The sequence below is a fragment of the [Clostridium] aminophilum genome, from assembly GCF_900101295.1.
Lineage (GTDB): Bacteria > Bacillota > Clostridia > Lachnospirales > Lachnospiraceae > Clostridium_R > Clostridium_R aminophilum_A.
Map to the genome: position 1 here is coordinate 1 of NZ_FOIL01000078.1, position 9,935 is coordinate 9,935.

5 protein-coding genes, 2 tRNA genes and 1 pseudogene are annotated in these 9,935 nt (G+C 50.9%); all 8 read left to right on the top strand.

The window, feature by feature from the left end; all coding sequences use genetic code 11:
• The first annotated feature begins 111 nt into the window (after positions 1–111).
• Positions 112–185, top strand: a tRNA-Pro gene (locus BMW41_RS13220).
• An 11-nt stretch (positions 186–196) separates the two neighbouring features.
• Positions 197–268 (top strand) — tRNA-Gly (locus tag BMW41_RS13225).
• A 571-nt stretch (positions 269–839) separates the two neighbouring features.
• Positions 840–1,541, top strand: coding sequence for a sortase (locus BMW41_RS13230; RefSeq protein ID WP_074650621.1), 702 nt, complete (start codon positions 840–842; stop codon positions 1,539–1,541).
• Between the two features lie 36 nt (positions 1,542–1,577).
• The gene (locus BMW41_RS13235; RefSeq protein ID WP_074650623.1) at positions 1,578–6,779 is read left to right on the top strand and encodes a leucine-rich repeat domain-containing protein; all 5,202 of its coding nucleotides are present in this window, start codon (positions 1,578–1,580) and stop codon (positions 6,777–6,779) included.
• 165 nt (positions 6,780–6,944) lie between these two features.
• A complete protein-coding gene (gene rpsB / locus BMW41_RS13240) occupies positions 6,945–7,664 on the top strand; it encodes a 30S ribosomal protein S2 (RefSeq protein WP_074650625.1) in 720 nt (239 codons plus the stop codon).
• Between the two features lie 185 nt (positions 7,665–7,849).
• Positions 7,850–8,791 carry a translation elongation factor Ts gene (gene tsf / locus BMW41_RS13245; protein WP_074650627.1) on the top strand — a complete coding sequence of 314 codons (942 nt, stop codon included), beginning with the start codon at positions 7,850–7,852 and terminating at the stop codon, positions 8,789–8,791.
• Between the two features lie 389 nt (positions 8,792–9,180).
• A complete protein-coding gene (locus BMW41_RS13250; RefSeq protein WP_074650629.1) occupies positions 9,181–9,486 on the top strand; it encodes a Dabb family protein in 306 nt (101 codons plus the stop codon).
• Between the two features lie 227 nt (positions 9,487–9,713).
• Positions 9,714–9,935: pseudogene (locus BMW41_RS13255) on the top strand (IS110 family transposase); the annotation flags it as partial.

The following is a 9,935-nucleotide window of genomic DNA, read 5'->3' on the forward strand; positions in this document are numbered from 1 at the left end:
AGCTGACTGTCACTAATAGGTCGAGGGCTTATCCAGAAGGTTTCAAAAATCGGAGTATTTCAATCAGTAAGCAGTTTTGAAGGTATGTATCTTTCTGAGGTTTCAGGATCACGGGGTGTGGCTCAGTTTGGTAGAGCACCTGCTTTGGGAGCAGGGGGTCGCAAGTTCGAATCTTGTCACCCCGATTATTATATATGCGCGAGTGGCTCAGTGGTGGAGCACCACCTTGCCAAGGTGGGGGCCGCGGGTTCGAATCCCGTCTCGCGCTCTTTTCTTTAGTCATTTGGGATAGCGAAAGCTATCCCATTTGTGCTGTCTGGAGTTCTACATCCAATCTGTTGTACGATTTAGCAGGAATATCCGGTTTAAGGTACCAGGCTTTATTTGTACATCAAACATGTTTCAGATCTTTCAATCTGCTGCGTTTGTGCAGCAACGTTCGATCCGAAAGCTGTTATGCACCAGCGGCTGCAGTGTTTGCGGATCAATATTTAGCAGTACTCATTTTTTCTGAATCACGTCATTTCTGATTTACATTGTTTTTTATTTCTATTATTTAACGTTCTGAGCTTCGCAAAGCGTCTTACACATCTCGCTATTTTCAGGGATTTATGGACAGATTCGATAATTTATTCCTATTCCCAGCTGATTTTCGGAAAACCATGTTTTCAGGGAGGGCTTCAAAAATTCAAGGGAATCGTTAAAGAAATCAAGGGAATCGTTATAGAATCTGCCAAAGAAATCATCAAGGGAAACATCAAGGAAAAGCCATCAAGGAAAATATCAGGATAACCAGCAAAAGTCGTCTTTTACATCAGAGATAGAAGGAGGAAAAAAGAATGAGAGAGAACGACTATGAACGGTATCGCAGAGAAGCGCGGGCGTACAATCGGCGGCTGATGGGGAATCCGTCGGGATGTTTACTTGCCGGTTTGGAACGGAAAGAGTATGAACGCCTCCTGAATCCCAATGGCTGCGGGGTTATGGGACAGATTTCCATTCCGAAACTCCATTGCTTCCTGCCGATTTATCATGGCATCAAATCTGAGGCCTGTCCTGTCGGAATGGAGCATATGCCGGGTTCCTCCCTTCCGGTGGGCGGTCCGGGCACTCATACGGTACTGACGGTAAAACGGTTTGTTTTTCCGATGGGAATCCAGGGGAAAACGGCCTGTCTTGGTGTCGGGGATATTTTCCGGATTCGTGTGTTGGGGGAGACACTGCGTTACCGGATTGATCGGGTAGATACGGCCGCACCCGCGTTACCGTTGGATTTCCGGATTGATCCGGCAATGGACTACTGCACCCTGCTTTCGTTTGATTTTCGCGGAAACTCGGGACAATGGATTCTGATGCGCGGCGTCCGTCGGGAGCTGTTCCCGCTGACGGCTGAGAAGCGGATAAGATGGTTGTATCATCCTCCGGTATTATCGATGGAAGAACGCCGTTTTCCAGCGGATCTTCGCGCTTTGGCCGCAGTGACGGACCAAAACGGAAGAATCCGGATCCACCTCGCAGGCAGATCCGGAACGGCATTCTGATGGGATAAGATATCGCACGAGGAGAAGGAGAGGGCTATGCAGAGAACAGGAATGTGGAAACGAATGGCCGGTGTAATGATTGCCGTGGCTCTGTTTGCGTTTGGCGGCAAGGGATTGCTGCCGGCGTATGCGGCAGAAAGCTCTGTGATGGGAATCAATCGGTATGAGAGAGGTGTGAAAGGCGGCGTTTCACTCAAAACCGGCAATACCTACCGGCTGGGAGGATACTCCTGGATGGTGGCGGAACAGGGTACCGGATATGCGGTGCTGCAGTCGAACGGTGTGACATCCGGCTGTTGGCCGGGATACGTGATCTCACGATTCGGAAACGGATCGGAATATCGGGCCGACATTGATGGGCAGGATATCAGCGGTTATGACAAAAAAACGAGGGAACTGTATGAAGCTATTCGATCGGCGGAGAAGCCTGCTTCCTACGGCAGAGGCCTGTATCTGGTGGGAATTTCCAAATTGGGGGTGGCCGATCTCAAACATTTTAACCGAAAGGGATCCGTGACGAGCGGCGGTTATCGGGCACCTCTTATGAATGCGGCCAAATCCTGGACAGGGACATATTATTACAACGGATACGCGTCGAATCAAATGCATGAAACGGCGGTCTGTATGTACCCGGACGGAAAAATTCATTCCGATTCGGATACCTATCAGGGGATGACGGGAAATGTTGCACCGGCATTTAATCTGGATACGTCGAAGGTTACGTTAAGCGGTTCGGAACTCTCAATTGTGTCATTTGAAGAAAGCACGGGAATTCGGGCGGTTCAGCCGGTCACCTCTCTTACCGCGGGCCAGACAAAAGCACTCGGCGAGGTGATCTCCGGCGTGACTTATATCGACGGAACCAATGTGGGGAGATCGGCAGGATACCGGATCAGTGCCAATGTCGGGACGATCAGCGGAACAAACTGGACCATCCCGAGTTCCGGTGCGCCGAAGACTGCAACACTGATAATTACAGAGACGGGAAGCGGCAGAAATCTCTCGATAAAGAAGACGGTAGACATCACACCGGATGTGACCGGACTGAATGTCATACAGGGAATTACCACGGTGGAGGAAGGATCCTCTGCGCCGCTTTCCTCCCTGTTTTCTTACGTTAAGTATTCGAACAGTGTGAATGCGGAATATACGGTATCCGTGAAGACCCCAAATGGAGGAAGTATTAAAAACAACATTTACACTGCACCGACAGGGATTAACCGGAGGATGCCGGTCACGCTCACGGTTAGGGACAATACATACAGTTATGTGTCGGAGAAAACCATTTCGATCGTACCGCGTGCGGCAAAAGAAATCCGGATACAGAGAAAATCCGTTTTTCCGGGTTCCCTGACGGAAGGTACGACAGCGGATCTGTCATCTTTGATCGAGGTGATGGGGTATGACAGCGGAGATCAGTGCGACGGGGAGGTCAGATTTGAACTCACAGATGCGGACAGGGGCGAGGTGGATGGAACGGTCTATACCGCACCGAAGGATCTGGTGGATCCCATTTCTGTTCGGATCGGCGTAAAAGCCTGCGGCTCCGCCGGCGAAGTGGACTATGAAGGGAAGACAGCGGCGTTCGATGTGAGGCTTGCGCTTGACCCGAACGGCGGAAGCGAAAATGCGGTCGGCTTTGATGACCGCTCCTGGTATTCGTTTCGGGACCCGGAGTCAAAAATTGAGTGGATGTATAAGCTGGATCCCGAAGGCAATATCATTGGATTATATACAGAAAACACCGGAATTGACGGGATTGTGGACTCCGGAAACTGTCTGAATGTGCCGGCCAAAATCAACGGAAGACCGGTTGCGGCAATCGGCGGCGGAACGGAGAATCATCCGTTTGTTCCGGAATCCTGTTCGGAGTGGAGCAGAATCTCGTTTCCGCTTTCGCTGCACGCGATCAATGATTATGCGTTTGCCGGAAATACCGCGGATGCGAAGGTCACCATCCCGTCTTCGATTTGTGCCGTCGGCCTCAAGGCGTTTTACCGGTCGAATCTGGCCGAAGTCCGTTTTACGGATTTTTCCGGAACGGTGGGATCGTATGCGTTCGGCAGAACGCCGAATCTGAGAACACTGACTGCCAGGGGAAGCGGAGACGGGATGATTCTCTCGACTGCCTCCTTCGTCGATACGGCCCTGGAGGATGTCACCCTGACCGGCAATGTCACGGTTCACAAGAAAGCATTCCGTGACAGCAATCAATTGAAGAGGCTTTCGCTAAACGGTGCGGTTCGGCTGGAACCGTATGCTGTCTCGGATGCGGGCACATTGGAAACCTTACATCTGTCCGGACCGGTTTCCATCGGCTCCTACGCCTTTCGAAACAATGTTTTGCTTCGAAAGCTGATTCTGCCGGCGGGTACCTCGCTGGGGGAGTATGCGTTTGAAGGCTGCACCGGACTCCGATGGATGGAGGCAGACTGTGATCTGACTTCACATTCGTTTGAACATACCGGAAATATCACACGGATCGTTCTCGGAGATGGCTGTGAATCGGTGGCATATGACTGGGAGGGAAATCAGACGTCATTTCAGGGAAGCACGGCGGAGTTTTCTGACGGGAATGATTCGGACGGGCAACGGAACGAGGACAGGGAGTTTATCGATCCGGGAAGAATCATCTATGCGAAAAGCAGCGGCACAAGGTATCATTTCCGGAACGGGGATCCAAAAGGAAGCTGCTTTGGGGCGTCCGGGACGGTTCAGGTATATATCCCGTGGGATGATGCGGACACTGCGCAGGTGGAACACTCCAAGGAAGAGGACATTTCCCTTTCGGGCATGAATCTTTGGAAAAATGATGTCTGGCGGGAATTGAAAAATGCCGGAAACCGTACCTCGGTCCGGATCAAGCCGGTCGTGTCGCCGGATGAAGTGATGAAACGGCAGGGAATGGCTGCAGAGGAACAGGGCGAAAAACCACAGACCGGGATTGCTGCGCATTACAGCGGAATCATTCTCACATCGAAGGAGCTGGACAAAACGAAACTGACGGTCCGGAAAATGGTTGGAGAAAAGGAAGGCGAGTTCTATCCGGAAGATGGGTTTTACGCGGTACGCACATCCGATGTTCAGGAAATGCTGAACGGAGGCGCGGAGATGACGGCGGAACGGATTGCTTCCTTTGAGCCGGTTTTGGCAACGGAAGATGATCTGAAAGCCGGGCAGACTACCGGGACACTGTCGGTCACGGTGATTGTATTTTCTGACGGTGACGGGCAGAGGACGTTCTATGCCGTGCCGGTTTCGGTCCGCGTGGAAAAGTATTCCGCGGAAAGTTATGCGGAGTATGCATACGGATCGTACGACGCTATCACATCGGCGCTGGTGGAACTCGAAGAACGGATGAAAGAGATTGAAAATTCGCTGAAGAATGCGGGGGCGGATTCGGTGGAAACGCTGATCCGAGAGCTGGAGGATGTGCGAAAGCAGTATTCCAAGCTGGTGGAAACCCTGTCCGCTTATGTCAGCCGGAATACGGCGGATCAATCCGGATTTTTCGGAACGACGGTGGCGGAAGACGGAACGAAAACCGAAGTGGTCTTTCTGGAAGGCAGAGCGGTGAAGTATGAGAAAACAGATGGAACGGATCCGGAGGGCGGCCCGGTCTATCAGGCGCGGTATGATGCGGATGGAGACGGAGAAGCGGAGAATATCTGGTTCACCGTAAAACATGACGGCATCCATCTCACCGATCAGGCCGGGGGCGAGGTGAAGGAAGACGGTACGACGGCTTCGGAAGGCGAGCGGGGGAAAGTATATGAGGCAACTCTCGGGATTCTGAAGAAAGAACTTGCGGCGCAGATTGACGAAATCTGTGATCGGATGGATGCCTGTGATGCGGGGCTAAAGGCGATGAAAGAGCATCTGCGGGAAGCGGGAGCGGAGGCGGAGACACAGGAGGGAGAAGATGATTACGAAAAGATTGTTCGTGCCATCGACGCACTGTCCGCTAAACTGAACGATGCACAGAGTAAGGCGGAAGGATACCGGGATGCCCTGAACTCGGTGCTCCGGTCTCTGAAGGAAGAAGACGACAAGGAAGACAAAGATCGCCCACTCGCCGGGACATTGGAGGAAATCTATGAAAAGATTGCGGGGCTTCGGGAAAATATCGCAGCCGCGGAGGAAAATGCCGCCGGACTGAAGGAAAAACTGGATCGATCGGACAATGGTGCGGCGGAACTGCGGAATCTGCTGAAGCAGAGAGAAGAGGATATCTCTTCTTTAAAGCAGCAGGTGGAATCTTTGATCCGTACCGCTCAGGAGTATACAGACTATACCAGGGATACGGAGGTGAACCGGAACAGTGCGTCATATGTTTCCGGCTATGACACCGGCTTTGAAAGAGGAAAGGGAAGCGTCGACACCGGAGAGTACTACCGCAGCGGATATGCGGAAGGGTATCGGGACGGAAACCGGAATGCCGGAAGCGGTTCGTCGGGAAGTGACTCAAAAGCTTCCTATAGAAAAGGATATTCGGACGGACTGGAGGACGGTGTGCGATCCGTCGACGCAGACAGCGTGTATCACAGAGGATATGAATCCGGATTTGCGGAAGGAGCAGCAAGCGTGAGAGCCGATGCCGGAAAAGAAGCCGGCTACGAGTCAGCGTATGAAGCCGGATTTGCCGCCGGAAGAAAGGCAGCAGCGGAGGAGGCGGAAAAAGCGGACAAAGCGGATAAGGCGGAACAGAAGGACGCGGCGGATGGGATTTTGACGGAGAAAACGCAGTCCGGACCGGAGCGCCGGGAAAATGCCGCCGCTGAGAAATCACGGGATACTGACCGGAATAGAAAAATGAGCCGGGAAAATGCCGGTGAAATACAGGAACTGCCGATGGAACTTCTCGGAGTCAGAAGGATCGGAGATTCCAAACTGTCGGGAAAAATCCGGGAAAGGAGAGAAGCTGAACCGGCGAAAAAGGCTTGGGAAAGCGAAGACACGGAAGCGGCGGAAAAGGATTGGGAGAGTGGAGACACGGAAGCGGCGGAAAAGGATTGGGAAAGTGGAGACACGGAACCGGCGGAAAAGGCTTGGAAAAATGGAAACGCCGAACCGGCGGGAAAGGTTGAGGAAAGGAGTGACACCGAAACGGAGATGCCGACGGAGATAGAGCCAGAAGAAGAGACGGCTGCAGCATTTCTTCTGTTGGCTGCCGGAGCAGCCAGTCTGATCGGCTGCGTTCTGCATCTCAAAAAGAAAAGAAGGGTGCGCCTGCCGTAGAAAACATTTGAAAAAAGTTCTTGCCACAAAATAATTGCTGTGATAATATTACGGAGTTGACTATTATTCACGCTGCTCGGATCCTTAAGGTCGGTGCCTGAAGGTTCAGGTCCCCGAGGGAATAGAAGATGACAGCGGAAGAAAAAACCAAACGGAGGAAAAATCATGAGTGTTATTTCCATGAAGCAGTTACTTGAGGCAGGCGTTCACTTCGGACATCAGACAAGAAGATGGAACCCGAAGATGGGTGAGTACATCTACACAGAGAGAAACGGAATCCACATCATCGACCTTCAGAAGACAGTAGGTAAGATCGATGAGGCTTACAAGGCTATGGCTGAGGTTGCTGCTGAGGGCGGCGACATCCTTTTCGTTGGTACAAAGAAGCAGGCTCAGGATACTGTTAAGGCAGAGGCTGAGAGATGCGGAATGTACTTTGTAAACGAGAGATGGCTCGGTGGTATGCTGACAAACTTCAAGACCATCCAGACTCGTGTTGCAAGACTGAACGAGATCAAGAAGATGGAAGCTGACGGCGTATTCGAGGTTCTGCCGAAGAAGGAAGTTGCAGGTCTCAGAAAAGAGCTTGAGAAGCTTGAGAAGAACATCGGCGGTATGGCTGAGATGAAGAAGATCCCGGCTGCTATCTTCGTAGTAGATCCGAAGAAGGAGAGAATCTGCGTATCCGAGGCTCACAAGCTTGGCATCAAGCTGTTCGGTATCTGCGATACCAACTGTGATCCGGATGAGCTGGACTATGTAATCCCGGGCAACGATGATGCAATCAGAGCCGTTAAGCTGATCGTTTCCAAGATGGCTGATGCAGTGATCGAGGCAAAGCAGGGCGAGACTCAGGCAGAGGTTGCTGAAGAGGCTGAGGCTTAATCTGAAACATTGACGCGAGCAGCGAACGGAACCTGCAAAGCGGGTTCCGTTTCGTTGGTGGAGCACCCTGCAGTTTTTTGCGTGCAGGGCTTCGCATGGAAATTTACCTGGCGGGGGATTCCGGGCCAGGCAGATTTGCTTAAGAACGAAAATCAATTGCATATAGTTGAGAGGAGAATACCGCAATGGCAATCACAGCAAAGCAGGTAAAAGAATTACGTGAGATGACAGGTGCCGGCATGATGGACTGCAAGAAGGCTCTGACAGCGACCGATGGCGATTTTGATAAGGCGATCGAGTTCCTGAGAGAGAAGGGACTTGCTGGTGCAGAGAAGAAGGCAGGCCGTATTGCAGCTGAGGGTGTCTGCGAGGTTAAGGTTTCTGCAGATGAGAAGCAGGCAGTTGTAGTTGAGGTTAACGCTGAGACTGACTTCGTAGCAAAGAATGAGAAGTTCAGAACCTATGTTGGCCAGGTTGCTGATCAGGCTCTTACAACTTCCGCTGCAGACATCGATGCATTCCTTGCTGAGAAGTGGGCGATGGATGAGTCCAAGACGGTTGCTGAGGAGCTTTCTTCTCAGATCGCGATCATCGGCGAGAACATGCACATCAGAAGATTTGTTCAGGTGAAGGAAGACAACGGTATGGTTGTTTCCTACATCCACGCTGGCGGTAAGATCGGCGTTCTCGTTGATCTTGAGACAAACGTTGTCAACGACGAGATCCGTGAGATGGGCAGAAACATCGCAATGCAGGTTGCAGCTCTTAACCCGAAGTTCACCAACAGAACTGAGGTTGATCAGGAATATCTTGCTCACGAGACAGAGATTATCACTGCAGCTGCAAAGAACGAGAAGCCGGATGCAAATGAGAAGATCATTGCTGGCATGGTTCAGGGCCGTATCAACAAAGAGCTCAAGGAGATCTGCCTGGTAGATCAGACTTATGTTAAGGCAGCTGACGGCAAGCAGAGCGTTCAGAAGTACGTTGAGGAAGTTGCCAAGGCAAACGGCGCACAGATCGCAGTAAAGGGCTTTGTTCGTTTTGAGACCGGTGAGGGTCTTGAGAAGAAGAACGAGGACTTCGCAGCAGAGGTTGCAGCTCAGAGAGAGGCTGCAAACAAGTAATCTGCGCGGACAGCGTCCTTCTTGATATTGCGTATGAATTTTTTTCGGCGGTGCCGGGGGATCCCCGGTGCCGCCGTTTTGGTTTCATAGGAAATTTCTCCGAAATTCCCTATGGAACCAAAACGCCCCGCAGACTTTGTTCTTAAAGAAAAATATTCCAAAGTTCCTATATCCCGGAAAGCGCTCTGCGAGGGGAGGCCCCCCGTGAGGTTCGCGTTTTGTGCGCAGTGCATTTCGAAAGAAAATATGCTATACTTTGGTCTATGGAAAAATGCCGCGCATGGCGTGCAGGAATTTTCCCCAACCTTCCGGACGGTCGTTATGAAAGGGAGGATGGTGCGCCGGAAGTCGGCTGCGGACTTTGATGATCAAGGGAGAGGAGAAAAACAATGGTAAAGCATATTATTTTTTGGCAGCTGAAAGACGAGTTCAGCGAGGAGCAGAAAAAAGAGATCCGCAAAGGAATCAAGGAGGGACTTGAGGACCTTGTCGGCAAAGTTCCGGGCCTTCTGGAGGTTCACGTTCGTACAGAGTTCCTGGGATCATCCACGGCGGATGTCATGCTGGATACAACACTGGAAAGTGTGGAGGCGCTGAAGGGATACGCAGTGCACCCTGCTCATGTTGCGGTAGCCGACACAAAGGTTCGTCCTTATACCAAAACGAGAGTCTGCATGGATTACGAGGTTGAATAACCGGGATCCGGCGCCGCAGAACAAGGTCCATGAATCCGTGAACGCAAATCAATAAGGTGAAATCCGGGAACTGCTTTTCTGACGTCAGAAAGGCAGTTCTTGTTTGCTTCATAGCTTCCTGTAACATTTAAAGTGTGAATTTGTAGAAACAGAAAGATACCTCAGTTAAACTGTAATTGCTGACCCTGCATAGTTGGCAATAAACAGAACAAAAGAGGTATCTACAGATGAATTTTACACAAAACAAGAAAATCAGGCAAGTAACAGAAAAGACAATGGTAGTTGGTATTGATGTTGGTAGTGAAAAGCATTATTTTAGAGCTTTTGATTGGAGGGGGATTGAGCTTACAAAAAAACCTTTTTGCTTTGGAAATTCAATAGAGGGATTTAGAACTTTTTATAATGAAATCGGATTATTGATGGATAGATTTCATTTATCCGAAACTCTT